The sequence below is a fragment of the Achromobacter sp. GD03932 genome, assembly GCF_029839485.1.
GTDB classification, from domain to species: domain Bacteria; phylum Pseudomonadota; class Gammaproteobacteria; order Burkholderiales; family Burkholderiaceae_B; genus Achromobacter; species Achromobacter bronchisepticus_A.
In genome coordinates, this window is sequence record NZ_JAOCAT010000032.1 from 47060 (window position 1) to 72063 (window position 25004).

Here is a 25004-nt window from a genome sequence, read left to right on the forward strand (position 1 = left end):
ATGTTTGTATTTCGGCAGGCGATATACTGTCAATGCTCCGAATCCCTAGGCCGCCATGCACTCGAAAACGCCGCTCAACTACGAACTCGAATCCCGCGCTTCGCTGGAAGCGCATCCGCGATTTGCCTCCACGCTCTCCAACGGCTTGGACGTGCTCAAGTGTTTTTCCGCGGCCGAGCCGCTGCTGGGCAACAAGGAAATCGCGGAAATGCTGGGCCTGACGCGCCCGACGGTGTCCAGGCTGACATTCACGCTGGTGGGTTTGGGCTATCTGCGGCGCGACGAACGCACCGGCAAGTACTCGCTGGGTCCGGCCGTGTTGACGCTGGGCTATCCCTTGCTGGTGCACCTGACGCTGCGGCAACTGGCGGCGCACGACATGATCGAATTGGCGCGCTATGCCAAGGGACCGGTGTCCATGGCCATCCGCGACCGCCTGCAGGTGGTCTACGTCGAAACCGTGCATGACGGCGCGTCGAACGCCTCGCGCCCGGATATCGGCTCGGCCCGCCCCTTGCTGCGCACCGCCACCGGGCGCGCGCTGCTGTATGCCCAGACGCCGGACGAGCGTGAACTTATCTGCGGGCGGCTCGCGGAGGAATTTCCCGAGGACTGGGAGCGTTTTGGGCCGTCATTGCAGCCCGCGTTCGAGGCCATCGATCAGCACGGCTTCTGCGTGGTCAGCAAGGACTGGCGGGCGGAGCTGTGCGGCATCGCCACGCCGATGCGCTATCGCTCCAATGACTTGCCGCTGGCCTTCAACGTGACGATCCCGGCCGATAACCTGGACGAAAAGCACGTGTACGAGACCCTGGGCCCGCGCCTGCGGACCCTGGTGAAGAACCTGGAGTACCGCATCGGGATCATGTGAACGCGGCTGCGCTTATCGCGCGCAGCCGATATGCGGGATAATCGCGGGCACTGATCTGGAGATACACATGTACTGGAAACTGGTCGCGGCTTCGGCGCTGGCCCTGGGCCTGGCAGGCTGCTCGATGGGCATTTCGTCCGGCAGCGCGTCGCCGCACAGCGAATTCAAGGCCCCGGTGGCCTTCAAGGACGCCTACGACGCGGCGATCCGGCAGGCCAATGCCTGCCTGCGCAGCACCGACAACGCCTACCGCGTGGTGGACACCATGAACGAAAGCGCGCAGTCCGGCGTGGTGCAGGTGCTGGCGCCCTACAGCGACAACGAGATGACGCGGGTCGAATTGAAGGCCGCCGGCCCCAAGACCACCGATGTGCGCATCGCGGTGTGGGGCAAGGGCACCTGGGACGCGGCCGCCATGCGCGCCATGCAGGACGCCATCTATTACAGCCTGGTGTCGTGCAGCAGCTATATGCCGCTGGATCCGCGTCCGCCGGTCAAGCCTTCGCGAGACCTGCCCAACTGAGGCGCAGGGGCCGGCGGCTTGCCGCCGCCGGCGCGCTCAGTCCCCGCCCGGGCGGCGGCGGATGATCTTGAAGGTGGCGGTGGCGCGCGCCACCAGTTCGCCGTCGGCGCGCCGGACCTCGCCTTCGCAGAAAGCGATCGAGGCCCCTTTGCGCAGGCAGCGCGCCTCGATCACCAGGTCGCCCGTGCCGGGCGACAGGAACGAGGTGTTCATATCGATGGTGGCCATGCCTTCCGTGCCGTCGGCCGAGCCGCGGGCGGCGGCGCTGAGCGTGAAGTCCAGCACGCTCATCAGCGTGCCGCCATGCACGTCGCCGCGGCTGTTGGTCAGGTCGGCGCGCCAGGGCAGCGAGGTGCGGGCATAGGCCGGCGCGATGCTCTCGGGCACCAGGCCGATGAAATGCATGAAGGGAATGGTCAGGCCGAAGTAGTCGGTTTGGGGCGTTGAGGCTGCAGTCATGGACCGTTGCGGGCAGGAATGGGAAGTCGGTTGTCGCCGGTCATAATATATGTTTTGCCACGGGGTTTCAGGCGATGAACGGCTCATGGGGGCAGCACCACCATGATTGAATTACGGAAGATCGTGCACGTGGACATGGACGCGTTCTACGCGTCCGTGGAACAGCGCGACAACCCCGAACTGCGCGGCAAGCCCGTGGTCGTGGCCTGGACCGGGCCGCGCTCGGTGGTGTGCGCCGCGTCCTACGAGGCGCGGCGGTTCGGCATCCATTCGGCCATGTCCGCCGCCCGCGCGGAGCGCCTGTGTCCGCATGCGATCTATGTACCGCCGGATTTCAACCGCTACCGCGAGGTCTCGCGCCAGGTCAGGCAGATATTCGCCCGCCATACCGACATGATCGAACCCCTGTCGCTGGACGAGGCCTATCTCGACGTCACGGTCAACAAGCTGGGCCTGCCCTCGGCCACCGAGGTGGCGCAGGTCATCCGGCAACAGATCCGCGAGGAAACCGGACTGACGGCTTCGGCCGGCGTCGCGCCCAATAAATTCCTGGCCAAGATCGCGTCCGACTGGAACAAGCCGGACGGCCTGTTCGTGGTCCGGCCCGCCAAGGTGCTGGCCTTCCTGGAGCCCCTGCCGGTGCGCAAGGTGCCGGGCGTGGGCAAGGTGACGCAGGCGCGCCTGGAACAGCTGGGCATCCATACCGTGGGCGACCTGGCCACGCACAGCGCCCAGGAACTGGAGCATTACTTCGGCCGCTACGGCCGGCGCCTGTACGAATTGGCGCGCGGCATCGACGAGCGCGAGGTGCAGACGGACCAGCCTTTGCAGCAGGTCTCGTCGGAGACCACGTTCTCTGAGGATATCCGCCTGGACGCGGTGGGCGAGGCCATCGACCGCATGGCGGAACGCGTGTGGGACCAGGCGCTGAAGAAGGGCGCCCTGGGCCGCACGGTGGTGCTCAAATTGAAGACGGACCGTTTCCGGATCCTCACGCGCAGTCAGACCAGCCTGAGTCCGCCTGGATCGGCGGCGGAGCTGGCCGCCGTCGCCAGGCTGCTGTGCGAACGCGTGGACTTGCCGCCGGAAACGCTGTACCGGCTGGCGGGGGTGGGGATGAGCAATTTCGCCGACCCGCAGGAGCAGTCGCGCCAGCCCGATCTGTTCGGCGGCGCGTTCTGAGCTGAGCGGGGCGGCTGGCAGCCAACCCCGGCAGGGTTTAGGCCAGGCGGGCCTTCACTTGCTGCGACAGCGCCGTCATGTCGGCGCGGCCGGCCAGGGCCTGCTTCAGCAGCGCCATGACCTTGCCCATGGCGGGCGCGCCGGTCACGCCCTGGGCGGCCACATCGGCCAGCGCGGCGTCGATGGCGGCGGCGACTTCCTCGGGCGTGGCGGCTTGCGGCAGGAATTCCTGCAGCACCAGCAGTTCGGCCTTTTCCTGTTCGGCGGTTTCGGTGCGGCCGGCCTGTTCGAACGCGGCGATGGACTCGCGGCGCTGCTTGACCTGCTTTTCGATGATGGCGGTGATCTCGGCGTCGTTCAGGTCGCGGCGTTCGTCCACTTCCTTCTGCTTGACGGCCGCCAGCAGGAAGCGCAGCGTGGTCAGGCGTTCGGAGGCCTTGGCGCGCATCGCGTCCTTGACGGCATCGGAGAGGCGGGTCTTGAGCGTAGCAGTGCTCATGGGTAAACCTTTGTGGTGTGGCGACAAACAAGCAGTTTAAACCGGCGGCCGGCGTTTTCCGGCGGCCGGCGTGTTCCGGCGGCCGGCGTTTTCCGGCGGCTGGCGATCTGCCTTACTTCACCTTGGACAGGTCGCCGCGCAGGGCGACGCCGGCCACCATGGCGCCGGCATGGCATTCATAGTCGGTCTTGCTGCTGTATTCGTTCTTGCGGTAGTAGCTGACGATATTGGTCACCGCGTTCGCGCCGGCCTTCTTGGCCGCTTCATGCAGCGCGATGATGGCGGATTGGGCCACCCACAGGCAGGCGTCCTCGTCCTTCTTGGCGAAGGCGTTGGTCTTGCGGTTGGTGACGACGCCGGATTCCAGCACCGTGCCCTTGGGGCCGGTGCCGGCCAGGTAGAACTTGACGCTGCCATCGATCTTGCCGGCGGCCTGGGCGGCGTCGATCGCGGTCTGCATGGGCAGATGGACGGTACGGTCTGCCGCCAGGGCTTGCGCCGAGCATGCGAGCGACAGGAGCAGGGCGGCGGACAACTGGTAAGAAGCGTTCATGTCTGGCATTCCATTCGTGAGAGGGAAAAACGCGGGTATTGCGGACTTCAGCGCCAGCGGCGGAAGATCAATGAGGTGTTGATGCCGCCAAAGGCGAAGTTGTTGTTCATGACATATTCGTTGCTCATGCTGCGGCCCTCGGTCAGGTAGTCGAGTTCGCCGCAACGCGGATCGACGTTGCGCAGGTTGAGCGTGGGCGCGTACCAGTCGCGGTTGAGCATCTCGATGCTGAACCACGACTCCAGCACGCCGCAGGCGCCCAATGTGTGGCCCAGGTAGCTCTTCTGCGAGCTGATGGGCATGCGGCTGCCGAACAGGCCGTGCGTGGCCTGCGTTTCGGCGATGTCGCCCTGTTCCGTGGCAGTGCCGTGGCCGTTGACGTAGCCGATGGCTTGCGGTGGCAGGCTGGCGTCGGCCAGCGCCATTTCCATCGCAATGCGCATGGTGCTGGCTTCCGGGCGCGTGATGTGGGTGCCGTCCGAATTGCTGCCGAAGCCGACGATTTCCGCATGGATGCGCGCGCCGCGCGCCAGCGCGTGGTCCAGCGATTCCAGCACCAGCATGCCGCCGCCTTCGCCGATCACCAGGCCGTCGCGGTCGCGGTCGTAGGGGCGGGGCGTGAGTTCGGGCGTGTCGTTTTTCTGGCTGGTCGCGTAGAGCGCGTCGAACACCAGGGCTTCGCTGGCGCACAGCTCTTCCGCGCCGCCCGCCAGCATCAGCTCCTGGCGGCCGTAGCGGATGGCCTCGTAGGCGTAGCCGATACCCTGGCTGCCCGAGGTGCAGGCGCTGGACGTCGGGATGATGCGGCCCTTCAGTTCGAAGAAGATGCCGACGTTGGCCGCGGTGGTGTGGGGCATCATGCGGACGTAGGAATTGGCGTTGAGGTCGTCCGTGACGCCGTTGAGCAGCATGTTGCCGAAGGCGCGGATCTCCGCCGTGCTGCCCACCGACGAGCCGCAGGCCACGCCCATGCGGCCGTCGGCGATGCGCGGATCGCCCAGCAGCGCCGCGTCGTCCAGCGCCAGTTCCGCGGCGCGCACCGCCAGTTGGGAAACCCGTCCCATGCTGCGCAGTTGCTTGCGGGTCCAGTGCGCGGGCGTGCGGAAGTCCTCGATGGGGCCGGCCAGGCGGGTGTTGAGTTCGGCGTAGCGCGACCAGTCGGGCATGACGCGGATGGCGCTGCGGCCCGTCTGGAACGCCTGCTGCACGCTGGCCCAGTCGTTGCCGAGCGCGCTGATGCCGGCCATGCCGGTGATGACGACGCGTTTCATCAGCACAGTCCTCCGTTGACGGCGATGACCTGGCGCGTGATGTAGGCGGCGCCGGGAGACATCAGGAACACGACGGTGGCGGCCACTTCCTCGGGCCGTCCCATGCGCTGCGCTGGCACGGCCTTCAGGATTTCCTCGACCGGCACGTGCTCGTCGATCATGTCGGTGTCGATCAGCCCCGGCGCCACGCAGTTGACGGTGATCTGGCGCTTGGCCAGTTCCACGGCCAGGGCTTTGGCGGCGCCGATGAGGCCGGCCTTGGAGGCGCTGTAGTTCACCTGGCCGCGGTTGCCCACCAGGCCGGACACGGACGCCATGCAGACCACGCGGCCAGGCGCGCGGCGGCGGATCATGGGCATGGCGAGCGGACTGAGCACGTTGTAGAAGCCGTCCAGGTTGGTGCGCAGCACCTGGTCCCAATCGTCGCCGGTCAAAGCGGGAAACGCGCCGTCGCGGGTCAGGCCGGCGTTGAGGACCACGCCGTAATAGGCGCCGTGCGCGTCGATGTCGGCCTGCAGGGCGGCGGCGCATTGCTGGCGGTCCGCCACGTCGAATTGCAGCACGCGCGCCTGGCGTCCGCGCGCCTGGACCTCGGCCTGCACGGCCTGGGCCTGGTCGAGTTGCTGGCGGCAGTGCAGCACCAGGTCGTGGCCGGCGTCGGCCAGGGCCAGCGCGATGGCGCGGCCGATGCCGCGGCTCGAGCCGGTTACGAGTATGGGGGCAGCGCTCATTCGGGTGATTCTTCCTGGATAAAAGCGGTGGGGTCCTTGGGCTGATAGACGTTCAGCCTGGCCTCGGCCAGCAGGCGCGCGTCGTCGCGCAGTTCGCATTCGAAGACGCTCATGCCGCTGGCGTCGACCAGCCCGCGGCGCGCGTGTATGGTCAGGCGGGCGCCGGCGGGCAGCGCGTCGGCATGGCTTTCGTAGCGCCGCGTGCCGAGCAGGAAGCCCAGCTTGACGGGGGCGCCCGCCTGGCGCGCCTGGCAACCGGCCCAGGCGCCCACGGCTTGCGCCATCAGCTCCATGCCCAGCCACGGCGGCAAGGAGCCGTCGGGCAGCGAGTAGGGGCCGGGCTTGACCAGGGCGCGCGCGGTCAGGCTGTCGGCGTCGTGGCTGCAGACCTCGTCGATCAGGATCATGTCGCCGGCGTGCGGCAGCAGGCTGGAGACGGGCCAGGTCGTCATGCTTGGGCTCCCAGGATCAGGCTGGCGTTGTTGCCGCCGAAGGCGAAGGAATTGCTCATGGCCAAGCGCGGCCGGCCTTGGGCGTAGCGGTGCTGCGCGGTGCTGAAATCCAGCGCCGGCAGGGCGGGATCGGGCTGTCCGTCCCAGACGTGGGGCATCAGCCGTCCTTCGGCATTGCCGGCCGACAGCGTGGCCCAGGCCAGCGCCGCTTCCAGCGCGCCTGCCGCGCCCAGCGCGTGGCCGGTCAGCGCCTTGGTCGAGGCGCAGGGCACGCCTTGCGGAAAAACGGCATGCATGGCCAGGCTTTCCATGGCGTCGTTGTGGAGCGTGCCGGTGCCGTGCAGATTGACCCAGCCTATGCTGGCCGCGTCCACGCCGGCGGATTGCAGCGCGGCCTGCATGGCTGCCCGCGCGCCGGCGCCGCTGGGCTCGGGCGCGGACATGTGCCAGGCGTCGGAGCTGGCGCCGCCGCCCAGCAGCGCCACGGAGCGCTCCCCTGCGGGCTCGCGCTCCATCAGGAACAGCACGCCGGCTTCGCCGATGTTGATGCCGCGGCGGTTGGCGGAGAAGGGCAGGCACAGCGTGTCGTCGATGGCTTCCAGCGTGGCGAAGCCGTTGATGGTCAGGCGGCACAGGGTGTCCGCGCCGCCGCAGACCACGGCGTCGCACAGGCCCGAGGCGAGCAGGCGGCGCGCGGACAGCAGGGCGCGGGCGCTGGAGGTGCAGGCCGTGGACAGCGTATAGGCGGGGCCGGTGGCGCCCAGCCAGTCCGCGAAAAACGCGGCGGGAGACGACAAGGCCTGGCGGCGGTAGTCGTAGCCGTCCGGCCATGCGCCTTGCGCCGCCAACTGGCGGAAGGCGGGCGCATTGTCGTTGACGCCGGAAGTGCTGGTGCCCAGCACCACGGCGACGCGGTGGGCGCCATGGCGGGCCACGGCGGCGCGCAATTGCGGCTCGATCTGCAACGCGGCTGCCAGCAGCAATTGGTTGTTGCGGCTGTGGTGATGCGCGGGCAGCGTGTCGGGGATGGGCGGCAGCGCGTCCGCATGGCCGCCCAGCGTCAGCGTGCGGCCATGGACCCAATCCGGCTGCGGGCGCATGCCCGAGGTGTCGCCGGCGAAGGCGGCGCGGGCTACCGCGTCGATGCCGGCGCCCAGCGCGCACACCACGCCGGGGGTACCCAACCAGGTGTTCATGGCTGCTCCTTCAAGGGCGAGATCCGCCAGGTGACCTGGTCTGCGGTGGTGATGGTGAACGTGCCGGCCTGTGCGGCCGCTGGCCAGCGCACGCTCCAGCGCGGACGGCCCCGGTCCAGCAGTTCGCGTTGCGCCGCGCCGCCGTCCTCGCGGCTGGCGCGCCAGTTGCCGGCGCCATAGGCCACATCCAGTTCCGCTTCGGGCGTCCACGCGAAGATCAGGGCGGCGAACAGATCGCGCGCCTGGGCGTTGGGCCGCAGGAAGCCGTCGTTGCGCCATTGGCCGCGTTCCAGCATCTGCCGCGCCTGCGGCACGCCCATGGGGTCGAACAGCGACCAGCGCAAGGCGGCGCCTTCGCGCTGCACCACCAAGAGCGTGTCCAGCGCGGGCTGGCCGGCGGCGGACTGCAGCACATGCAGCTGACGCGGCAGCGGAAAGTCCGCGTCGCGCGCCGGCACGGGCGGCGCGCCCGCGCAGCCCGCCAGCAGGGCGAGCGCCAGCAGCGCGCCCAGCGTGCGCGCGGCGGACAGGAAGGAGGAGCGGGTGGCGGACATGGTCGGGATCAGGCGGGCAGCGGCTGCGCTTCGGCGCCGCGGCACAGTTCGCTCAGCATGCGCAGGCGGCGCTGCGGGTTGGCGACGAAGGGGTTGTTCCGGTCCCAGGCGTAGCCCGCCAGGATGGAGCTGATCATGCGCCGGATCTCGGGCTGCGCGTGCTCGTAGAAGACCACGTCCTGGAATTCGCCGCTGTACCAGCCCTGGACATAGGCGCGGAAGGTTTCCACGCCCACCATCAGCGGATCGGCGAATTCGGCCTGCCAGTCGACCTGCGCACCCGTCAGTTGGCGGTGCAGCGCGTCTGCCGCCAGCTTGGACGAACGCAGGGCGATGGTGACGCCCGAGGAAAAGACCGGGTCGAGGAATTCCGCCGCGTTGCCCAGCAGCGCGTAACCGGGGCCGTGCAGCTGCCGCACGCTGGCCGAATAGCCGCCGATGGTGTTGGCGGGCGTGTCCCAGACGGCGTGCTTCAGGACGCGCTTGAGATTGGGCGCGGCGTGGGCCATCTCGCGCAGCGTGGCCATCAGGTCCTGGCCGGGGCCGCCAAAGAGGTTTTCGCCGCCCACGACGCCGAACGAGCAGCGGCCGTTGGAGAAGGGGATCAGCCAGTACCAGATGCCGCGTTCTTGCGGATGCACGCTGATCAGGATCTTCTCGCGGTCGAAGCCGGGGTCGTCGATGCGGTCTTCGATATGGGTGAAGATGGCCTTGCGCGGCGGCATCGACGACGGACGCTCCAGGTCCAGCAGGCGCGCCAGCACGCGGCCGTAGCCGCTGGCGTCGAGCACGAACCGGCTCTTCACTTGATAGGAAGTGCCGTCAGCGCTGCGCACGTCCAGCAGGGGGCCGTCGTCGCCGTCGAAATCGGCCGCCGTCACTTCCTGCAGATAGCGCACTTCCACGCCCTGGCGGGCGGCATCGTCCGCCAGGACTTTGTCGAAGTGCGCGCGCTGCACCTGGAACGTGGTGCCGGGGCCGGGGCTGAACTTGTCGTGGAAATCGAAGTGGGTGTAGCGTTCGCCGCAGGCGAAGGCGGCGCCGTTCTTCACCTGGAAGCCGGCGGCCTGCACCGCCGGCAGCATGCCCGCTTCCTCCACGAACTCCAGGCAATGGGCGAGCAGGCTTTCGCCGATGGAAAAGCGCGGAAACTGCTGGCGTTCCAGCATCAGGACGTCATGTCCCTGGCGCTTCAACAGGGCGGCGGCGACCGCGCCTGCCGGTCCCGCTCCTATGACTACAACTTCGCGATGTTCCATGCCGGAGATGTCCTTTTAGTTATTGAAAGCAGGATGCTGCGGCTGCGCGCGGCGGATTGATCCAGGGCGCCCACAGCAGCGAGAAGGCCACGCCCAGCGCCACCGCCAGCCCGAAGTTGGCGATGGCGGGCGTCTGGCTGACCGCGAGCAGTCCGAAGGACAGCAGCGTGGTGGCTGCGCCCAGCAGGATGCCGACCAGGCTGGCGGCCGCGCCAGCGACCCGTTCATACATGAAGATGGCGTAGTCCACGCCGATGGCCGACACCAGCAGCAGGCCGAACAGGCTGAACAGGGTTAGCGGCTGGCCCAGGTAGCCCAGCGCGGCCAGGCTGCATGCGGTGGCCGCCAGCGGCACGGCCAGGATGCGCCAGGCGGCGGCGCGGCCCAGGGTCAGCAGCAGCAACAGCGCCGCGACCCCATAGGACAGCAGCTTGAGTTCGGCGGCTTCGATGCGCGTGGCCGCGAACATGCGGTTCAGTTCGCCGCTGCGGTCCACCAGCGTGACGTCCGGCGCAACCTGGGCGATGGCCTCCAGCGCGGACGCGTCGCGCAGGCCCAGCAAGGTCACCATGCCCGCAGCCTGCCCGTCGCGCAGGCCCAGCCATAGCGGCCGCCAGCGCTCCGCCAGCGGGCCTTGCAGCGCGTCCTCGATGGCCAGCGGCGGCAGCGCGGCCATGGACTCCAGTTCCTGGCGCATGGCCGCGTAGGGGATGCCGATGTCGGTAAGCGGCTTCCAGGCGTCGGGCTGCGCGGCCAGGCCGGCCAGCGTCGCGCCCAGCGCCTTCTGGTCGGCAGCCGGCGAGACCAGCTGGCTCAAGGCGTTGTAGGCGGCGAGATCGCCGCGCGCGACCAGCGCGTCCAGCGCCTGCGACACCCGCGCCTGCCTGCGCAGCAACTCGTCGGCGTCGGGCGCGCGCACCAGGAAGAACTGGCTGGTCGGCATGAAGCCGGTGATTTCGCCGATCTGCCGGGCCTGCTGCAGCAAGGGCGCGGGCAGGCTGAGCCATTGCCGCAGATCGTCCTGGATGCTCAGCCGGCTGATGCCGCCGGCAGTGGCGGCGATAAGGGCCAGGGCGCCCAGCCAGAGCGCGGCGCGGCGTCCGGCCAGGCGCTGACGCGCGCGCAGCGCGGCCTCGGCAAAGCGCAGCAGCGGCTGCCAGGGGCGGGGCCGCCAGCCGTCCATCCAGGCCGGCAACTGGCACACGGTGCAGGCGTAGGCGCCCAGCAGGCCAGCGGCCGAGAACACCGCGGTCTGCGTCAGCGCGGGAAACGGCGTGAACGCCAGCGCGACGTAGCCGACCAGGCTGGCGGCGAGGCTGATGGTGAGCCCGGGCAGGACGCGCCGCAGCGCGGGCCAGGCCTGCCAGTCGGTCATGCCATAGCTCTTGCCCAGCCAGTGCATGGGGAAATCCACCGCCACCCCGATCAGGCTGGCGCCGATCACCAGGGTCAGGACATGGATGGAGCCGAACACCGCCACGCAGGCCACCGCGCCCGTCAGCAGCCCGACGGCGACCGGCACGAAAGCCAGCAGCGCGCGCACGCGCCGCAGCGCCAGCAGCAGGACCAGCACGATGCCGATGGTGGCGCCGGTACCGATCCAGCTGCTTTCGGCAACCGCTTGCGCCCGGCCCGCGGCCGCGTACAGGGGACCGCCCGCCACCAGCAGCTCGGCGCCGGCCGCGCCGAGTGCCGCGCGGTCCTGGTCGAGCTGCGCGGCGATTTGCTGGGGCGCGGCCGCGTCGAAGGCATCGCCGCGGGTTTCGGCGCGCACCAGCATCCAGCGCCTGCCGGCGTGTTCGGCCTGCAGGGTGCCCGTGCCCATGTCGTACTGCACCGCACCGCCCGGGCGCAGCGCCTGTTCGGCGCGGCGCGTCAGGCCCAGCCAGTCCTGGTCCGCCGGCACCAGGCCCGAAGATGAAAACGGATCGGAGAGTTCGCGCGCGCGGCGCTGGGCGTAGGCCGCGGGATCGGTCTCGAGCTGATGCCGGTCGGCCGCAGGGAGCATGGCCAGCCTGCCCGCCAGCAGTTGCGCGCGCAGCGCGGGCACGTCGACTTGCAGTTCCACCTGCACGGAAGAAAACAGGCCGCTGTCGGTCCAGCGCTGCGCCAGCAGGCGTGCGGGGGCTGCGGCATCCGCGCCGGCGTTTGCGCTTTGAGCGGCGACCAGCGCGATGAGCTGCCGCGACAGGGGTTCCTGGATGCGGGCCTCGGCCAATTGGCGCGTGGCGTCGGCGCCGGCCTGGGGCACCAGCTCCATCAGGTTGGCCGACACCGGCCAGCCATGGCGGCTTTGCCAGGCGCCGGCGCAGAGAATCAGCAGCAGCCCCAGCTTGAACAGCCGCGGCAGCCAGCGCTCAATCGGCGAACGCACGTTGCTCCTCGGCGGTCAGGGCCTGGGCGGCCTGCGCATCCGTCATCTGCAGCACGCTGCGGTCGCCCTGCGTCTCGCGCAGCTCGATGCGGTCGACCAGCTTGCCGCCGTTGATCTGGATGTTGTCGAAGATCTGCCGCAGCAGCGCCGAACGCGGCGTCAGCAGCAGCTGCCAGGCATCGGCGTCGCCGCTGAGCGCCAGGTCGAAGTTTTCGCGCAGCCCGGCGGTGTCGCCTGCCAGCACGGACAGGAACAGCCGGTTCTCGCGGCCGGCGCCGGCGTGTTGCGGCAGGGCCTGCCATTTGCCGGCTTCGTCGCGCCGCGAGATGCCGCGGGCGTCGATGCGCAGGTCCTGAGCGATCGGCGTGCGCAGCAGCCACAGCAGGCCCTTGCCCGCCGCCAACGTGAAATCGCCGCGGCTGGTCAGCGGCTGCGGTAGCGAGCGCAGGAACTTCTGCTGCACGAAATGGCCGCGCACGACAGGCGTGGCGTTCAGTTGCGTTTGCAGATCGGCCAGGTCGAAGGCGCGGGCGGCCAGGGGCAGCAGGGCCAAGGCCACCAGGGCGCACAGGCGGCGCATGAAAACCAGGCGGCGCGTCATGCGGGCGTCTCCATCGATTGCAGCTTGCGCCGCACGGCGTCGACCAGCGCGGCGGGCGAGGTCAATTGCATTTCGCGGGTCTGGATGCAAACCGCCACCTGTTCGGACGTGGCCCGCGTCAGGCGCTGGCCGCTGGCGGCGTCCAGGATCAGGTAGTTGATCTTCAGCCGGTGCTCCCATTCCACCAGTTCGGCGCGCACCGTCAGGCGCTGGCCGAATTGCGCGGGCTGGGCATAGCGCAGATGCAGGTCGATGACCGGCCAGGCGTAGCCGCTGGCGCGCATGGCGTCGTAGTTGTGCTCCAGCAGGTCCAGCAGCTCGCAGCGGGCCTGTTCCAGGTATTTGACGTAGTGTCCGTGCCAGACCACGTTGAGGGGATCCACGTCGAAGAAGGGCACGCGGATTTCGACTTCAGCGCCGATGACGCCCCGTTTACGCATCGTCTTTCCAGAAAGGGTAGAAGTTGAACCATTGCAGCGGCGCCAGGCGGCAGTGCGCGGCAAGGCGGTCGGCGTAGCGCTGGGCCAGCTCGGCGATGCGGGCCTGGCGCGTGGCGCGCGTCCATTCGATGCCGTCCGACAGGCGTTCCATCGCCACGCGGTAGCGCGCGCCGTGGCGCGTGCAGAACAGCAGGTTGACCGGGCAGCGCAACAGGCCGGCCAGCAGCCAGGGGCCTTGCGGCAGCAGCGCGCTGGCGCCCAGGAAGTCCACGGGCGTGCAACGGTCGCCCTGCAGCGGCACGCGGTCGCCGGCGATGGCCAGCCATTCGCCGCGGTCCAGGCGCTGCGCCAGGTCCAGCATGGCGGGAGCATCCAGCTCGCTGACCTGGATCATGCGCAGTCCGCCGCCGGCCTCGTGCAGCAGGCGGTTGAAATGAACCGCGTGCTTGTCGTGCATCAGCACATTGAGTTTCAAGGTGCCGCTTTGCTCCGCCAGCGCGCGGCAGACCTCGATATTGCCCAGGTGCGAGCCGACCAGGATCTGGCCACGGTTCCCGCCCATTTGCGCATGCAGGCCGTCAGGGTCGGCGATGTCCAGATGGGCCATCGTGATCTTGCCCTGCCAGACGTCCAGCTTGTCGAGGATGGCGTTGGCGAACGCGAGGTACTGCCGGTAGACCGGCATGCGGCGCGGCAGCGGCTCGGCCAGCGCGCCGGATTGCGCCAGACGGCGCTGGTAGGCCGCGATCGAACGTCGGGCGCGGCTGCCGCTGGCATAGAAATACAGCACGACCAACCAGACCACGGGCGCGACGAGGCGGCGGCCCAGGGTGCGCGCGGCCCAGGCCGTCAGGCGCATCAGCAGGGCGCTGCCGCGCTCGGGCTGATCGGCCCAATGCTGATCGGCGGCGTTCATGGACGCGGACCTCCGGCAAGCCTGCGCCACAGCAGCGCCGGCGAGCGCGCCAGCATGCCGAAGAAAAGGCCCGCATGCATGCGGCTGATCAGCAGGTTGTCGCGCAGGCCCTTGAAGTGGGAAATGCCGTCTTCCGGGTAGGCCACGCGCGTCGGCAGCCACACCATCGCGACCCCGCGCCAGTGCAGGCGCACCAGGACGGCGATGTCGAAATCCATGCGCCGGCCTACGCGCGCGCCGTCGATCACGGGCAGCGCCGCGGCCAGCGGGTAGACGCGGAAACCGCACATGGCGTCGGGGATGTCGAGCGAAAGCGTGTTGATCCAGACCCATACGCGCGTCAGCCAGCGGCCGTAGAGACGGCTGCGCGGCACATCGTCGCCATACAGCGGCGCGCCGCACACAAGGGCTTCGGGCCGGGCCCGGGAGGCCGCCGCGAAGGCCGCCGCGTCCGCCAGGGCGTGCTGGCCGTCGGCGTCGACCTGCAAGGCGTGGGTATAGCCCAGCGCCGCCGCCGCGCGCAGCCCGTCCTGCACCGCCGCGCCCTTGCCGCCGTTGACCGCGCGCCGCAGCAGATGCGTATGCGGCTGGGTCGCCAACGCATCCAGCGCCGCCGCGCAAGACGGCTCGGAGCCGTCGTCCACCAGCACGCAGGGCAAGCCTTGCGCCACCAGCTGCGCATGCACCGCGGCGACCGTGGCGCCGTGGTTGTACACGGGAATGAGCGCGCAGAGCTTATGCGGGGGCATGGCCGCCTGCCTGCAGAATGCGGCCGGACGAGCAGGGCGCGTCGTTGACCGTGTAGGTGAAATACAGCTTCTGCTTCGCGGCGTCCCATTTCAGCGCCAGCATGGCGGTATCGCCCGGACGCAGCAGCCGCTGGAATTTCAGCGCCTCCATGCCGGCGAAACGCAGCTCGGGATGAAGGTCGCGTTGCGCCAGCGACATGGCCCAGCCGATCTGGGCCACCCCGGGCACAACGGGAGCCGTGAGGAAATGGCCGCTGAAATGGGCGAGGTCGTAGGGAATTTCCAGCGCATAGCGGCGTTCGTGCTCCGACGGGCGGGGCAGTTCCACCGCCTCGGGCGCAAGCGGCCGGGCGCCCGCGGCGGCGTCGAACAGGCTGCGCGGCAGCTTGCCTTGGGCGTTGGCGGGCAGCTGTGCGAAGAAGCGCCAGGTGCGCGGAATGGCCAGCGATTCGAAGCCTGCGGCCAGATGCGCGCGCAGGGCGTCCACGAGCGCCTTGCGGCCCTGGTTGCGCAAGGCATGCAGGCCCCGCGCCGACAGGGCGACCAGCGCGGCCAGGCGCGTGGCCCCGGCCAGACCGCCCAGGCGCGCTTCGGCAACGTAGGGATGGCGCGCCAGCGCCTGTTCCAGCATGGGCAGCGAAATGCGCTTTTCCTCGATCTTCACGATGCGGTCGAGGCGCCCCAGCAGCCGGAAACCGCCATGCGCAAGCTCCGCGCCGTCGGCGGTCTGCGCCTCGGCGGGGTTGACCCAGGGCGATTGCACGCGCAGGGCGCCTTCGGCGTTCAGTTCGACGGCCACGCCTGGCAGCGGCTGCCAGGGGCTGTCGCCTTCGCGCCAGGCGACGGCGCCGGTTTCGGAGCTGCCGTAGATCTCGCTGGGGCGCAGGCCCAGGTGCTGCGCGATATGGTCGGATGCCTCGGCGGGCAGTTCGCCGCCGGAGGAGTGGATGCGGGTCAGGCGGCCACGCAACTGGTTCCAATCCAGCCGCTGTCCCAGGCGGCGCAGCAGGGCGGGGCTGGCGATCCAGGTGCAGGCCGGATGGCGCAGGCTGGCCTGCTGCAGTTCTTCGGGATAGAGGCGCTGCGGCCGGTCCAGCTGGCGTCCCGCGCACAGTGGCCACAGCACCCTGAAGGGCAGGCCGTACATGTGCTGCGCCGATACGCTGCCCAGCACGGGGCCGCGCGCATCGGGCCATTGCCGTTGCAGCGCGCGGACTTCTTCCATCAGTTGCCGCCAGTGCTTGGCGATATGTTTGGGCGTGCCGCTGGATCCCGAGGTGCACAGCACCAGCGTCAACGCGGAATCCAGTTCGGCGGGCGCGAGCGGCGCGTGGCCTTGCAGGTCGGCCAGCCGGCACAGCCGTTGCGCCGGCAGCGGCAGTTCGGTGTCGCTCAGCCAGGCATCCACCGTGGCGTCGAGCATGGCGCAGGTCTGCGCCTGGGCGTCGCCCGGCAGCACCGCGACCGCGCCGGCGCGCCAGCAGGCGAACAGGGCGACGGCCATCTGCGCGGCGTCCTCGAACCAGATCGCGACGCGCCGCAACTGCCTGGCCTGCAAGGCGCCCGCAGCCTGCAGGCTGGCGCACGCAAAGGCCTCGCGCGTCAGCGGCGGCTCGTCGGCGACCAGGGCGCCGGCCAAGTCAGGCGGGGCGGGCAGCAGCAGCTGCGAGAGATCGGTCCAGGCCATGCTTTACGCCGCCTTGGCAGCGGCGGGGCGCAGCAGCCATTCGCCCGCCAATAGCAGGCCCATCAGGACATAGCTCACGGCGCCGTTGTAGGCTGTCCACCAGCTCCAGGGGCCCCAGGCCGCCAGCGCCGCGGCCACGCTGCCGTTCAGGGCGAAGAAGGCGCACCACACGCGGGTGACATTGCGGGTGTAGCGCACGCCTTCAGGCGGCAGGTCGGGATGGCGCAGGCGGGCCAGTTGTTCGATCACGGGGCGGCCGCGCCGCAGGCTGGCGCCGAAGATCGCCAGCATCATGCCGTTGACCAGCACCGGATACCAGCGCAGCCAGTCTTGCGAATTCGAGATGGCCAGGATCAGGCAGAACGCCACCGCCACGGCGGGCAGCAGGCGCGCGCCCGGCCGGGCGCCATCCGCGGTCAGGCCGCGCGCCAGCCACAGCAGGGCCAGCGGCAGCGCCAGCCAGGCGGCGCTTACCCGTCCCAGCGCCGCGTGGACGGCGAAGGGATAGGCGATGCCGGCCACGGCCAGGGCTGCCGCCACGCCGCGTCTCATGCGGCGGGGTCCTGTTTCTGGCACATGGCCTGCACCACGTCCTCGACCGTGCGCACGGTGCGGAAGTCGTTGGCGTCGAGCTTGCGGCCGGTCTGGCGGCGCACGTGGTCGATGAGGTCGATGGCGTCGATGCTGTCGATCTCTAGATCCGTGTACAGGTTCGCTTCGGGCGTGATGCGTTCAGGTTCGATCTCGAACAGTTCGACCAGCGCGCCGCGCAGCGTATTGAAGATTTCGTCGCGGGTATGCATCCTGGACTCCATATCCATTAGGCGCGGCGTTGGGCGCCGACAAACTCGGCCAGCTTGGCGATGCTGGCGAAATGCTCGCGCATGTTGCGCGTTTCGGGATCGATGGTGATGCCGTAGCGCTTTTGCAGCGCGAGGCCCAGCTCCAGGGCGTCCACCGAGTCCAGTCCCAGTCCGTCGCCGAAGAGGTGGGCATCGCTGTCGATATCGTCGGGCGCGATGTCCTCCAGGCCCAGCGATTCGATGACGAGGGTCTTGAGTTCAAATTCCAGTTGGTTCATCCGGTCAGGACTCCACTTCCACCGCCTGGGGCGGTTGTTCATTCATGATGGCGCCGGCGGGCGCGGCGGGCGCCAGCTCGGCTTCGAAATAGGCGTGCAGGTAATCGTTCATCTTGCGTCCGGCGATGGGCAGCGGGTGCGCGCCGCTCCAGGCGGCGGGATCGATGTCCTCGCCCACGCGGATCACGTAGCGCATGCGGCAGGGCGGAATCCGGTACCAGGGCTCGCCCTTGGTCAGGCTGCGGGGATTCATGCTGATGACCACGGGCGTGACCACGCGCGCGCCGCGCAGCGCGATGGCGCAGGCGCCGCGATGAAAGCGCGGCATGGCGTCGCGCGGCGTGCGCGTGCCTTCCGGAAAGACGATCAGGGTCTCGCCCGCGCGCAGCACGTCGGCGGCGCGGTCGAACATGTCGAAGCTTTCGTCGTTGGTGATGTAGCCGGCATTGGCCACCGGGCCGCGGGTGAACGGGTTGGTGGCCAGGCCGTGCTTGACGATGCAGTTGGCGTTCTTGACGTGGCCCACCAGGAACACCACGTCCAACAGCGAAGGGTGGTTGGCCAGGATCATCTGTCCGGGCTTGCCGAGACGTTCGGCGCCCTTGAATTCCACGGTCAGGATGCCGGTTCGGACCATGAAACGGATGAACAGGCGGAAGGTGCCGTTCAGCGCGCCGCGCGCGCGGCGCTGGCGGTCCGCCTTGTCGCCGGGCAGCAAGCGCTGCGGCGGGAACACCAGCACGCGCAGCAGCACGCCGCCCAGCCCGAAAAGGGTGAAGGCCATGCCGGTGGCGAACAGACGCCAGAGCCAGAAGTCCTGCCGCGGTGGTGTGGCGCTCGTCATGCCGTGCGTGTCCAGGTCCATAGTCGGGAGCGGTTGGCGTGGCGCCAGCCGGGCGTGCGCAGCAGGAGGTGGCGCAGCAGGTTCAGGGGATTGGGCCAAGCCTGCGCGCCGCGGGCGGCATCGGGCGCCTGCGGAGCCAGGGCCAAGGTCCAGTCGGCGCCGGGCTGCAGATGCAGGGCGACCGCATAAGCGTAGGGCGCGTCATCCATCCAGGGGGCGTAAGGCGCGGGCGGCCGTTCCTCGGCCAGCACCACGAGCACGTCCTGGTGGCCGGCGTCGAACAGCATCGACGCTTCGATGCAGGCATGCTCCAGGCCGTCGTCTTCCACCGACAAGGCCACGGATTCGGTGGTTTCGCGGCGTATGATCGACCACTGCGCGGCGATGGCGTTGTGGACCGACAGGCCGAAGGCCGTGGGCGACAAGGGTTCGTCCGCCGCCAGTGCTTGCAGCAGGCCGAAGTTGCGGGTGGTTTCGCCATGGCGGGAGGCAAATACCAGCGGCATGGGCGGGCGTCCCTCGGCCAACGGCCACGCGCACTCGAACACCCCGCGAGCCAGCGGGCTCAGGCGGCGGCGTTGCAAGGGAGGCAGGAAGTCCAGGCGGGGCGGATTCTGATTTCCGATCGGGCAGAACGGATGTTCGGCCCATTTCAACCAGTCGCTGGGGCCATCGATTCCTTGCGCCCAACCCTGCCATTGCGCGATCGAAAACGTCAACATAGCGCGCGATTCTACTATGGCGATGTCAGGCCATTTTGATTTAAAACGTTACATAATACACAATATTTCCTGTATTTCTTACACTTAAGCTTGCTATTTGTTACTTTCTCCCGTGAGCATTCAGGAACTTTTAATCTGGTGGGCAGACAAAGGCGCCGCTGCTGGCTACCGCAGCCAGGACCTGTCGGCCGCGGACGCCGCGCGTGCGCCGGCGCTGCGCAGTTCGAAGGCCCAGATCGATTGGCGGGTCAGCAGGGCGCTGCTGCAGGACGCCAGGCAGGCCATGCCGCTTGCAACCCTGTCGCTCAGCCATAGCGGCGGTCACGCGGTCTGCGCGTCCGCCCCGCTGGGGTGGCAACTGGGCGCCGATCTGGAGCGGGTGCGGCCGCGCGAGGTCCTGCGCCTGGCCGAGTGGGTATGCGCGCCGGCCGAGCAAGCCGCGCTGGCCGGTCTGGAAGGCGCAGCCCAATTGGAACGCTTTTATCTCTTGTGGACGCTGAAGGAAGCCTTCATCAAGGCGGCCGGACTGGATTTCCCCGCGGACATGGCCGCAGTGGGCCTGGCGTTCGACGGAAAGGCGGGGTGGCGCCTGCGTGCGCCGCCGGGGCGGTGGCGCGCCTGTTCGTGGCGCCTGGGCGAGGACTGGATCGCGTCCGTGGCGTGGCGCGGACCGGCTGACGACGCGGCGCGACCCCAATGGCGCGCCGGGGCCGATTGCGTGTTACCGCCGCTTGCCATCCTGGGCGGGTGGACTTCCGGACCGGATTGAATCGCCTGGTGTTTTTCAGCGGGCATTTAAAGATGTATTATAAATGCATGTTTAATGGCGATTCCGATCGCGCCACAAGGAGCAGTTGATGTTGAGTCCCCAAATCCGCGCCCTGGTCAAGGGCACGGCGCCCGTTCTCAAGACGCACGGCGTTGCGCTGACCAAGCATTTCTATGCCCGCATGTTCAAGCACAACCCCGAGCTCAAGCATGTCTTCAATCAAGGTCACCAAGCCGGCGGCGAGCAGCAGCAGGCGCTGGCCGGCGCGGTCGCGGCCTATGCCGAGCACATCGACGATCCCTCGGTGCTGATGCCCGTGGTGACGCGCATCGTGCACAAGCATGTCAGCCTGGGCATCCGGCCCGAGCACTACCAGATCGTGGGCAAGCATCTGCTGGCCTCCATCAGCGAAGTGCTGGGCGAGGCGGCGACGGAAGAGCTGGTGGCTGCCTGGGCCGCGGCATACGGCCAACTGGCCGACCTGCTGATCGCCGAAGAGGCGCGCCTGTACGCGGAGTCGGCCGCCAAGCCGGGCGGCTGGACCGGCTGGCGCGCGTTCCGCGTGGTTGGCAAGCAGCGCGAAAGCGCCGAGATCACGTCCTTCTACCTGGCGCCGGCCGATGGCGGCGAAGTGCCTGTCTACCGCCCCGGCCAGTACGTGTCGGTGCGCGTCTTCGTGCCTGAACTGGGCCTGATGCAACCGCGCCAGTACAGCCTGTCCGACGCGCCGGGCCAGGACCGCCTGCGCATCTCGGTCAAGCGCGAAGCGGCTGGCGCCGATACGCCGGCCGGCCGGGTTTCCAACGCCCTGCATGACCGCCTGGAAGAGGGCGGGGTGCTGGACGTGGCGCCGCCCCAGGGCGATTTCCATCTGCGCGACGAAGGCAGCGCGCCGGTGGTGCTGCTGAGCGGCGGCGTGGGCCTGACGCCCATGGTCTCCATCCTGAACCATCTGGTGGGGTTGAACGACGAGCGCCAGATCCGTTTCGTGCACGGCTGCCGCAACAACTCGGTCCACGCCATGCGCGATCACGTCAACAGCATCGCCGCCGAACGCGCCAACGTGCGCAAGGCCGTGTTCTACGAGGAGGTCGGCCACGGCGACGAGCCGGGCCGCGACTACGATTACGCCGGCCGGGTGGACCTGAACGCCATCCGCGACGAAGTCATCGTGCCTGGCGCGGACTACTACCTGTGTGGCCCGGCCGGCTTCATGCGCGCGCAGCGCGAGGCCTTGACCGGCCTGGGCGTGCCCGCGGACCGCATCCATGCCGAAGCCTTCGGCAGCGGCGGCGCGCCCGCCTGAGCGGTGTATCCTGGCGGCCTGAGTTTCCGGGCCGCCAGCGCCCATTCCTTTCGTCCCTGCCATGCAACTGACCCGATTCACCGATTTCGGCCTGCGCGTCCTGATGTACTTGACGCAATGCCGCGACCGGTCCGCCGCCGTCACCATTCCGGAGATCGCCGACCGCTTCAGCGTGTCGCGCAATCATCTGGTGAAGGTGGTGCACTTCATGGCGCAGCAGGGTTGGGTCAGCACCTCGCGCGGCAAGGGCGGCGGCCTGCGGCTGTCGCAGGCCGCCGACCGCTACCGGCTGGGCGACCTGATCCGGCAGCTGGAGCAGCAGGGGCCGCTGATCGACTGCCGCGAGCCTCCCTGTGCGCTGGACGGTGCGTGCCGCTTGTCCGGCGTGCTGGCGCAAACCTTGCAGGCCTTCTACGAGGCGCTCAACGGCTACACCCTGGCCGATCTGGTGCGCGACCCCACGGCCGCCGCCATCATCAAGCTGCACCGCGTCGCCTGAGGCGGGGCATGATGTTTTGTTATGGACCCTGCGGAGTTTGGCATTTGCCGGACGGGCGGGGCGCGTCCCAGAATAGCGCGGTGTCCCTGTCTTTCTGGATCTAAGAGTATGCGGGTTTGCGTAATCGGCGCTGGCGTCGTGGGCGTCACGTCGGCCTATTTCCTGGCGCGCCAGGGCCATGACGTGGTGCTGGTGGACAGCCAGGCGCGTCCGGCCGAGGTGTCCAGCTACGCCAATGGCGGCCAGCTCAGTTATAGCTACGTGGCGCCTTTGGCCGGTCCCGGCGTGCTGCCCAGCGTGCCGGGCTGGCTGCTGCGCGAGGATTCCCCGCTGCGTTTCCGGCCCAGGCTGGATCCCCATCAATGGCGCTGGTGCCTGCAATTCGCGCTGGCGTGCCGGGCCTCGGTGGCCAAGGCTTCCACGGTCCAGCTGGCTGGCCTGTCCTATCTGAGCCGGGACGTCATGCATTCGCTGCTGGAGCAGGAAGACCTGGATTTCGGCCATCTGAAGAACGGCAAGCTCATCGCCTACCGCAGTCCGGCCCTGCTGGACAAGGCGCGCGAACTGGTGGCGTACCAGGCCGACCACGGCGCCGAACAGCAGGTGCTGGACGCCGCCCAGACGCTGGCGCTGGAACCCGCGCTGGCCGGCATGGGCGCAAGCCTGGCCGGGGCCATCTACACCCCCAGCGAAGAGGCGGGCGACTGCCGCCAGTTCACCGAGGCGCTGTTCGACCGCCTGCAGACCATGGCCAACGTGCAATGCGCCATGTCCAATCCGGTGTCCGGCCTGCAGCGCGAAGGGCGCCGCATCGTGGCGGTGAACACGCGCGATGGCGACATCGGCGCCGACGCCATCGTGCTGGCCACCGGCATCGGCACGCGCACGCTGCTCAAACCGCTGGGCCATGACGTGCCGCTGTATCCCCTGAAGGGCTACAGCCTGAGCGTGCCGCTGGCCGAGGACGACGACTCGGTGGCGCCGCGCATCAGCGTCACGGACTACGAAAGGCGCATCGTCTACGCCCGCGTCGGCGGCGTGCTGCGGATCGCGGCCATGGTCGACATCGGCAGCGCCGATGCCGGCATCGACACGGCGCGCATCGGGTTGCTCAAGCGCCAGGTGCACGAGGCGTTTCCGGCGCTGGACCTGCGCCAGGCAGTACCTTGGGCGGGGCTGCGTCCGGCCACCCCCACCAGCAAGCCTCTGATCGGGCGCAGCCATGCCGCCGACAACCTGTGGCTGAACATCGGGCAGGGCGCGCTGGGCTTTACCCTGGCCTGCGGCAGCGCCGCGCTGTTGACGGCCCAGATGGGCGGGCTGGAGCTGCCGCTGGATCCGGCGCCGTTCCGCCCCTGATACGGGCGATGTCCATTTTGCGATAGTGGCTGCCTTTTCATCGGCAGACGGACCGGATCGCGCTCAATAGGATAGCGATACTCCTGCCGCCTGCGTCGCCGCAAAGGGGCGCCGCAGGCGGCAGGAGGCCATCTCTCATCCTCCGAGCGCAACCACCATGTCCTACTTGTTTCCGTTGTTCGCCATCCTGTTCTGGGCGGGCAACGTCATCGTCTCCAAGATGGCCGCCAGCGCCATCTCACCCACCGCCATCACCTTCTACCGGCTGGTGCTGGCCCTGTTCCTGATGGGCCTGTTCACGGCCGGCCCGGCCTGGCGCAACCGCAAGACCATCCTGCGCCATTGGCCCAAGCTGGCGCTGTACGGCGCCCTGTCGTCGGCAGTGTTCCAGGCGCTGTCCTATCGCGCAGCCGAAACCACCACCGCCACCAACATGGCCATCCTGACCGCGCTGATTCCCTTGCTGAGCATGCTGCTCAGCGTGGTGATCCTGCGCGATCCGCTGACCCTGGGCATGGCTGCCGGCGGCGCGCTGTCGTTCCTCGGCCTGCTGTACCTGGTGGGCCAGGGCGACATGCTGAGCGTGTTCCAGCACGGCATCCACGTCGGTGACGGCCTGATGCTGCTGGCCGCCTTGTCCTATGCGCTGTACGGCGTGCTGCTGCGCCACTGGAAGGTGCCGCTGCCGGCCTGGCAGTCCACCTTCGTGCAATCGATCTTCGCGCTGCTCTACATGCTGCCGCTGTACCTGCGCGTGCCGGCGGCGCAGGCCGCGCTGGACATGAACACGGTGCCGCTGATCCTGTACGCGGGCATCTTCTCGTCGGTGCTGCTGTCCTTCCTGTGGATCGAAGGCGTGCAGCGGCTGGGGCCCAATCGCTGCAGCATCTTCATCAACCTGTTGCCGCTGTTCACCGCGCTGGCCGCTTTCGTCATGCTGCGCGAGCAGCTGCACCTGTACCATCTGCTGGGCGGCGCGGTGACGCTGGCCGGCGTGCTGCTGGCGCAGACGGTGCAGCGCCCGCTGTTCGGCCGCGCCCGCGGGTTGGCGCTGGATTAGGAAGTTTTCACTGGCGTTCAAGACGGGCGCGCGCCGCACCGGCACAGTGGCTCTCTTTATAGGGAGAGAGCCCATGAGCATGTTCCAGAGAACCGCGATCGCGCTGGCGCGCAGCCCGGGCGTGGGGCGGGCGATGCGGGCCATGGCGGCCCGCACGTCGCTGGCGGCCCGTTTCGTCGGCGGCGCGGACGTCGACGCCGCCGTCCGCACGGCCGCCAGGCTGCGCGAGGCGCACGGCATCCGCGCCTCGCTCTTCTACCTGGGCGAATATGTGGACGATCCCCAGGCCATCGAGCAAAACGTGGCCCAGGCGCTCGGCGCCTGCCGGGCGCTGGAGCATGCGGGACTGGACGTGCACGTGTCGGTCGATCCCACGGCCATCGGCTATATGCGCGACGATGCGCTGGGCCGCGACAATGCCCGGCGCATCGGCCTGGCGGCGCGCCGGACGGTCGGCCTGGGACGCGACTGGATGGTGCTGGACATGGAAGATTCCTCCATCTGCGACCGCACCTGCGCCTTGCACCGCGAACTGCTGCAAGCCGGCATACCGGCAGGCCTGACGCTACAGGCGCAGCGGCGCCGCACGCCGCAGGACCTGGCCTGGGCGATTCGCCAGCGCACGTCGCTGCGGCTGGTCAAGGGCGCGTTTCCGGAGCGCGCGCTGGACCACGCCGGCCGCGCGCGCATCGACCAGGCCTATCTGGACGCCGCCGCCATCATGCTGTCGCGCGAGGCGCTGGATTCCGGCTTCCAGCCCGTCTTCGGCACCCATGACGACCGCCTGGCCGGCGCCATCCTGGCGCTGGCGCGGGAGCGCGGCTGGCCGCCCGAAGCCTTCGAATTCGAAATGCTCTACGGCGTGCGGCCGGACTGGCAGCTCGCGCTGCGCCGTTTGGGCTATAACGTCAGGGTCTATCTGCCCTTTGGCGGCGACTGGTGGCCATATGCCGTGCGCCGCGTGGGCGAGAATCCCCGCAACGCATGGCTGCTGGCCCGCACGCTGACCTCGGACCAGAGCTACTTCGGCTAGGCGCCCCACGCACA

29 protein-coding genes are annotated in these 25004 nt (G+C 69.0%); 9 read left to right on the forward strand and 20 right to left on the reverse strand.

Annotation, left to right across the window (positions count from 1 at the left end; all coding sequences use genetic code 11):
* Positions 1-55 precede the first annotated feature (55 nt).
* Positions 56-871 (forward strand): IclR family transcriptional regulator, encoded by an 816-nt coding sequence (locus N5C88_RS25430; protein WP_059378362.1) that lies wholly within the window; start codon positions 56-58, stop codon positions 869-871.
* 67 nt (positions 872-938) lie between these two features.
* Positions 939-1394, forward strand: coding sequence for a hypothetical protein (locus N5C88_RS25435; RefSeq protein ID WP_059378359.1), 456 nt, complete (start codon positions 939-941; stop codon positions 1392-1394).
* Positions 1395-1430: 36 nt separating this feature from the next.
* On the opposite strand, the gene N5C88_RS25440 is transcribed toward N5C88_RS25435, so the two are convergent.
* Positions 1431-1853, reverse strand: a complete 423-nt coding sequence (locus N5C88_RS25440; protein ID WP_054458193.1) for a PaaI family thioesterase — start codon at positions 1851-1853, stop codon at positions 1431-1433.
* 102 nt (positions 1854-1955) lie between these two features.
* Between N5C88_RS25440 and dinB the strand changes: the two genes are divergently transcribed.
* Positions 1956-3035, forward strand: coding sequence for a DNA polymerase IV (dinB, locus tag N5C88_RS25445; protein ID WP_059380543.1), 1080 nt, complete (start codon positions 1956-1958; stop codon positions 3033-3035).
* A gap of 37 nt (positions 3036-3072) precedes the next feature.
* On the opposite strand, the gene N5C88_RS25450 is transcribed toward dinB, so the two are convergent.
* The 19 genes from N5C88_RS25450 to N5C88_RS25540 all read right to left on the reverse strand — a co-directional run bounded on the left by N5C88_RS25450 (position 3073) and on the right by N5C88_RS25540 (position 18964).
* On the reverse strand, positions 3073-3534 hold the full coding sequence (locus N5C88_RS25450; RefSeq protein ID WP_280016473.1) for a GatB/YqeY domain-containing protein: 462 nt from the start codon (positions 3532-3534) through the stop codon (positions 3073-3075).
* Positions 3535-3646: 112 nt separating this feature from the next.
* Positions 3647-4087 (reverse strand): hypothetical protein, encoded by a 441-nt coding sequence (locus N5C88_RS25455; protein ID WP_059380544.1) that lies wholly within the window; start codon positions 4085-4087, stop codon positions 3647-3649.
* A 47-nt stretch (positions 4088-4134) separates the two neighbouring features.
* Positions 4135-5358: a beta-ketoacyl-ACP synthase gene (locus N5C88_RS25460; RefSeq protein WP_059380545.1), complete on the reverse strand. Its 1224-nt coding sequence runs from the start codon at positions 5356-5358 to the stop codon at positions 4135-4137.
* Positions 5358-6089 carry a 3-oxoacyl-ACP reductase FabG gene (gene fabG / locus N5C88_RS25465; RefSeq protein WP_118934558.1) on the reverse strand — a complete coding sequence of 244 codons (732 nt, stop codon included), beginning with the start codon at positions 6087-6089 and terminating at the stop codon, positions 5358-5360. The genes N5C88_RS25460 and fabG overlap by 1 nt, the downstream gene beginning before the upstream one ends.
* Positions 6086-6541 (reverse strand): hotdog family protein, encoded by a 456-nt coding sequence (locus N5C88_RS25470; protein WP_280016474.1) that lies wholly within the window; start codon positions 6539-6541, stop codon positions 6086-6088. The genes fabG and N5C88_RS25470 overlap by 4 nt, the downstream gene beginning before the upstream one ends.
* Positions 6538-7737, reverse strand: a complete 1200-nt coding sequence (locus N5C88_RS25475) for a beta-ketoacyl-ACP synthase (protein WP_280016475.1) — start codon at positions 7735-7737, stop codon at positions 6538-6540. Before N5C88_RS25475 ends, N5C88_RS25470 begins: the two co-directional genes overlap by 4 nt.
* The gene (locus N5C88_RS25480; protein WP_280016476.1) at positions 7734-8291 is read right to left on the reverse strand and encodes a hypothetical protein; all 558 of its coding nucleotides are present in this window, start codon (positions 8289-8291) and stop codon (positions 7734-7736) included. Before N5C88_RS25480 ends, N5C88_RS25475 begins: the two co-directional genes overlap by 4 nt.
* 8 nt (positions 8292-8299) lie before the next feature.
* On the reverse strand, positions 8300-9550 hold the full coding sequence (locus tag N5C88_RS25485) for an NAD(P)/FAD-dependent oxidoreductase (RefSeq protein WP_280016477.1): 1251 nt from the start codon (positions 9548-9550) through the stop codon (positions 8300-8302).
* Between the two features lie 19 nt (positions 9551-9569).
* A complete protein-coding gene (locus N5C88_RS25490; RefSeq protein ID WP_280016478.1) occupies positions 9570-11924 on the reverse strand; it encodes a hypothetical protein in 2355 nt (784 codons plus the stop codon).
* The gene (locus N5C88_RS25495; RefSeq protein ID WP_280016479.1) at positions 11908-12525 is read right to left on the reverse strand and encodes an outer membrane lipoprotein carrier protein LolA; all 618 of its coding nucleotides are present in this window, start codon (positions 12523-12525) and stop codon (positions 11908-11910) included. Before N5C88_RS25495 ends, N5C88_RS25490 begins: the two co-directional genes overlap by 17 nt.
* Positions 12522-12965 carry an acyl-CoA thioesterase gene (locus N5C88_RS25500; RefSeq protein ID WP_251880792.1) on the reverse strand — a complete coding sequence of 148 codons (444 nt, stop codon included), beginning with the start codon at positions 12963-12965 and terminating at the stop codon, positions 12522-12524. Before N5C88_RS25500 ends, N5C88_RS25495 begins: the two co-directional genes overlap by 4 nt.
* On the reverse strand, positions 12958-13881 hold the full coding sequence (locus N5C88_RS25505) for a glycosyl transferase (RefSeq protein WP_280016480.1): 924 nt from the start codon (positions 13879-13881) through the stop codon (positions 12958-12960). The genes N5C88_RS25500 and N5C88_RS25505 overlap by 8 nt, the downstream gene beginning before the upstream one ends.
* A complete protein-coding gene (locus N5C88_RS25510; protein ID WP_280016481.1) occupies positions 13878-14630 on the reverse strand; it encodes a glycosyltransferase family 2 protein in 753 nt (250 codons plus the stop codon). The genes N5C88_RS25505 and N5C88_RS25510 overlap by 4 nt, the downstream gene beginning before the upstream one ends.
* Positions 14617-16317, reverse strand: a complete 1701-nt coding sequence (locus N5C88_RS25515; protein ID WP_280016482.1) for an AMP-binding protein — start codon at positions 16315-16317, stop codon at positions 14617-14619. The genes N5C88_RS25510 and N5C88_RS25515 overlap by 14 nt, the downstream gene beginning before the upstream one ends.
* Before the next feature lie 3 nt (positions 16318-16320).
* Positions 16321-16869: a hypothetical protein gene (locus N5C88_RS25520; protein WP_280016483.1), complete on the reverse strand. Its 549-nt coding sequence runs from the start codon at positions 16867-16869 to the stop codon at positions 16321-16323.
* The gene (locus N5C88_RS25525) at positions 16866-17120 is read right to left on the reverse strand and encodes an acyl carrier protein (RefSeq protein ID WP_013392999.1); all 255 of its coding nucleotides are present in this window, start codon (positions 17118-17120) and stop codon (positions 16866-16868) included. Before N5C88_RS25525 ends, N5C88_RS25520 begins: the two co-directional genes overlap by 4 nt.
* 17 nt (positions 17121-17137) lie before the next feature.
* Positions 17138-17398 (reverse strand): phosphopantetheine-binding protein, encoded by a 261-nt coding sequence (locus N5C88_RS25530; RefSeq protein ID WP_059380556.1) that lies wholly within the window; start codon positions 17396-17398, stop codon positions 17138-17140.
* A gap of 4 nt (positions 17399-17402) precedes the next feature.
* The gene (locus N5C88_RS25535; protein ID WP_223283414.1) at positions 17403-18242 is read right to left on the reverse strand and encodes a lysophospholipid acyltransferase family protein; all 840 of its coding nucleotides are present in this window, start codon (positions 18240-18242) and stop codon (positions 17403-17405) included.
* Complete coding sequence (locus N5C88_RS25540) at positions 18239-18964, reverse strand: beta-ketoacyl synthase chain length factor (RefSeq protein ID WP_280016484.1); 726 nt, start codon at positions 18962-18964, stop codon at positions 18239-18241. Before N5C88_RS25540 ends, N5C88_RS25535 begins: the two co-directional genes overlap by 4 nt.
* 112 nt (positions 18965-19076) lie before the next feature.
* Between N5C88_RS25540 and N5C88_RS25545 the strand changes: the two genes are divergently transcribed.
* The 6 genes from N5C88_RS25545 to N5C88_RS25570 all read left to right on the forward strand — a co-directional run bounded on the left by N5C88_RS25545 (position 19077) and on the right by N5C88_RS25570 (position 24990).
* Positions 19077-19733 carry a 4'-phosphopantetheinyl transferase superfamily protein gene (locus N5C88_RS25545; protein WP_280016485.1) on the forward strand — a complete coding sequence of 219 codons (657 nt, stop codon included), beginning with the start codon at positions 19077-19079 and terminating at the stop codon, positions 19731-19733.
* An 88-nt stretch (positions 19734-19821) separates the two neighbouring features.
* A complete protein-coding gene (gene hmpA / locus N5C88_RS25550; protein WP_280016486.1) occupies positions 19822-21039 on the forward strand; it encodes an NO-inducible flavohemoprotein in 1218 nt (405 codons plus the stop codon).
* A gap of 61 nt (positions 21040-21100) precedes the next feature.
* Positions 21101-21538: an Rrf2 family transcriptional regulator gene (locus N5C88_RS25555; RefSeq protein WP_059380561.1), complete on the forward strand. Its 438-nt coding sequence runs from the start codon at positions 21101-21103 to the stop codon at positions 21536-21538.
* Positions 21539-21646: 108 nt separating this feature from the next.
* Positions 21647-22897 carry a D-amino acid dehydrogenase gene (locus N5C88_RS25560; RefSeq protein ID WP_059380562.1) on the forward strand — a complete coding sequence of 417 codons (1251 nt, stop codon included), beginning with the start codon at positions 21647-21649 and terminating at the stop codon, positions 22895-22897.
* Between the two features lie 157 nt (positions 22898-23054).
* Positions 23055-23957, forward strand: coding sequence for a DMT family transporter (locus N5C88_RS25565; RefSeq protein WP_059380563.1), 903 nt, complete (start codon positions 23055-23057; stop codon positions 23955-23957).
* Between the two features lie 73 nt (positions 23958-24030).
* Positions 24031-24990 carry a proline dehydrogenase family protein gene (locus tag N5C88_RS25570; RefSeq protein ID WP_118933743.1) on the forward strand — a complete coding sequence of 320 codons (960 nt, stop codon included), beginning with the start codon at positions 24031-24033 and terminating at the stop codon, positions 24988-24990.
* Positions 24991-25004 lie beyond the last annotated feature (14 nt).

Bases quoted from the DNA above. Each gene is read 5' to 3' on its own strand.
- N5C88_RS25430 (WP_059378362.1), top strand. From the start codon at position 56: ATGCACTCGAAAACGCCGCTCAACTACGAACTCGAATCCCGCGCTTCG.
- N5C88_RS25435 (WP_059378359.1), top strand. From the start codon at position 939: ATGTACTGGAAACTGGTCGCGGCTTCGGCGCTGGCCCTGGGCCTGGCA.
- N5C88_RS25440 (WP_054458193.1), bottom strand. From the start codon at position 1,853: ATGACTGCAGCCTCAACGCCCCAAACCGACTACTTCGGCCTGACCATT.
- dinB (WP_059380543.1), top strand. From the start codon at position 1,956: ATGATTGAATTACGGAAGATCGTGCACGTGGACATGGACGCGTTCTAC.
- N5C88_RS25450 (WP_280016473.1), bottom strand. From the start codon at position 3,534: ATGAGCACTGCTACGCTCAAGACCCGCCTCTCCGATGCCGTCAAGGAC.
- N5C88_RS25455 (WP_059380544.1), bottom strand. From the start codon at position 4,087: ATGAACGCTTCTTACCAGTTGTCCGCCGCCCTGCTCCTGTCGCTCGCA.
- N5C88_RS25460 (WP_059380545.1), bottom strand. From the start codon at position 5,358: ATGAAACGCGTCGTCATCACCGGCATGGCCGGCATCAGCGCGCTCGGC.
- fabG (WP_118934558.1), bottom strand. From the start codon at position 6,089: ATGAGCGCTGCCCCCATACTCGTAACCGGCTCGAGCCGCGGCATCGGC.
- N5C88_RS25470 (WP_280016474.1), bottom strand. From the start codon at position 6,541: ATGACGACCTGGCCCGTCTCCAGCCTGCTGCCGCACGCCGGCGACATG.
- N5C88_RS25475 (WP_280016475.1), bottom strand. From the start codon at position 7,737: ATGAACACCTGGTTGGGTACCCCCGGCGTGGTGTGCGCGCTGGGCGCC.
- N5C88_RS25480 (WP_280016476.1), bottom strand. From the start codon at position 8,291: ATGTCCGCCACCCGCTCCTCCTTCCTGTCCGCCGCGCGCACGCTGGGC.
- N5C88_RS25485 (WP_280016477.1), bottom strand. From the start codon at position 9,550: ATGGAACATCGCGAAGTTGTAGTCATAGGAGCGGGACCGGCAGGCGCG.
- N5C88_RS25495 (WP_280016479.1), bottom strand. From the start codon at position 12,525: ATGACGCGCCGCCTGGTTTTCATGCGCCGCCTGTGCGCCCTGGTGGCC.
- N5C88_RS25500 (WP_251880792.1), bottom strand. From the start codon at position 12,965: ATGCGTAAACGGGGCGTCATCGGCGCTGAAGTCGAAATCCGCGTGCCC.
- N5C88_RS25505 (WP_280016480.1), bottom strand. From the start codon at position 13,881: ATGAACGCCGCCGATCAGCATTGGGCCGATCAGCCCGAGCGCGGCAGC.
- N5C88_RS25510 (WP_280016481.1), bottom strand. From the start codon at position 14,630: ATGCCCCCGCATAAGCTCTGCGCGCTCATTCCCGTGTACAACCACGGC.
- N5C88_RS25515 (WP_280016482.1), bottom strand. From the start codon at position 16,317: ATGGCCTGGACCGATCTCTCGCAGCTGCTGCTGCCCGCCCCGCCTGAC.
- N5C88_RS25520 (WP_280016483.1), bottom strand. From the start codon at position 16,869: ATGAGACGCGGCGTGGCGGCAGCCCTGGCCGTGGCCGGCATCGCCTAT.
- N5C88_RS25525 (WP_013392999.1), bottom strand. From the start codon at position 17,120: ATGCATACCCGCGACGAAATCTTCAATACGCTGCGCGGCGCGCTGGTC.
- N5C88_RS25530 (WP_059380556.1), bottom strand. From the start codon at position 17,398: ATGAACCAACTGGAATTTGAACTCAAGACCCTCGTCATCGAATCGCTG.
- N5C88_RS25535 (WP_223283414.1), bottom strand. From the start codon at position 18,242: ATGACGAGCGCCACACCACCGCGGCAGGACTTCTGGCTCTGGCGTCTG.
- N5C88_RS25540 (WP_280016484.1), bottom strand. From the start codon at position 18,964: ATGTTGACGTTTTCGATCGCGCAATGGCAGGGTTGGGCGCAAGGAATC.
- hmpA (WP_280016486.1), top strand. From the start codon at position 19,822: ATGTTGAGTCCCCAAATCCGCGCCCTGGTCAAGGGCACGGCGCCCGTT.
- N5C88_RS25555 (WP_059380561.1), top strand. From the start codon at position 21,101: ATGCAACTGACCCGATTCACCGATTTCGGCCTGCGCGTCCTGATGTAC.
- N5C88_RS25560 (WP_059380562.1), top strand. From the start codon at position 21,647: ATGCGGGTTTGCGTAATCGGCGCTGGCGTCGTGGGCGTCACGTCGGCC.
- N5C88_RS25565 (WP_059380563.1), top strand. From the start codon at position 23,055: ATGTCCTACTTGTTTCCGTTGTTCGCCATCCTGTTCTGGGCGGGCAAC.
- N5C88_RS25570 (WP_118933743.1), top strand. From the start codon at position 24,031: ATGAGCATGTTCCAGAGAACCGCGATCGCGCTGGCGCGCAGCCCGGGC.